This is a genomic window from Thiococcus pfennigii (assembly GCF_016583835.1).
Lineage (GTDB): Bacteria > Pseudomonadota > Gammaproteobacteria > Chromatiales > Chromatiaceae > Thiococcus > Thiococcus pfennigii.
In genome coordinates this window covers 1-522 of the sequence record NZ_NRRW01000167.1, presented here as the reverse complement: position 1 = coordinate 522, position 522 = coordinate 1, and the positions used below count along the sequence as shown (strand labels likewise).

General features: G+C 69.5%; 1 protein-coding gene. It reads left to right on the top strand.

Annotation, left to right across the window (positions count from 1 at the left end):
• A partial coding sequence (locus CKO41_RS18400) for a TRCF domain-containing protein (protein WP_338115619.1) occupies positions 1-522 on the top strand: 522 nt, incomplete at both ends.

Sequence of the window (522 nt, the reverse complement as noted above, 5' to 3'; positions counted from 1 at the left end):
CCAACACCATCGTCATCAACCGGGCGGACAAGCTGGGCCTCGCCCAGCTGCACCAGCTGCGCGGGCGGGTCGGGCGCTCGCACCACCGCGCCTACGCCTATCTCATCACCCCGCCGGCGAAGGCCATGACCGAGGACGCCAAGAAGCGCCTGGAGGCGATCGAGTCCTTGGAGGACCTGGGCGCCGGCTTCACGCTGGCCACCCACGACCTAGAGATCCGCGGCGCCGGCGAGCTGCTCGGCGAGGAGCAGTCCGGACAGATCCACGAGATCGGCTTTACCCTCTACATGGATCTGCTGGAGCGTGCCGTGGAGGCGCTCAAGGCCGGCCGCACCCCGGAGCTGGACCGCCCGCTGGACCACGGCGCCGAGATCGACCTGGGCCTCCCCGCCCTCCTGCCCGACGACTACCTGCCGGACGTGCACACGCGCCTGGTCACCTACAAGCGCATCGCCAGCGCCGAGTCACCCGCCGAGCTCAAAGACCTGAAGGTGGAGATGATCGACCGCTTCGGCCTGCTGC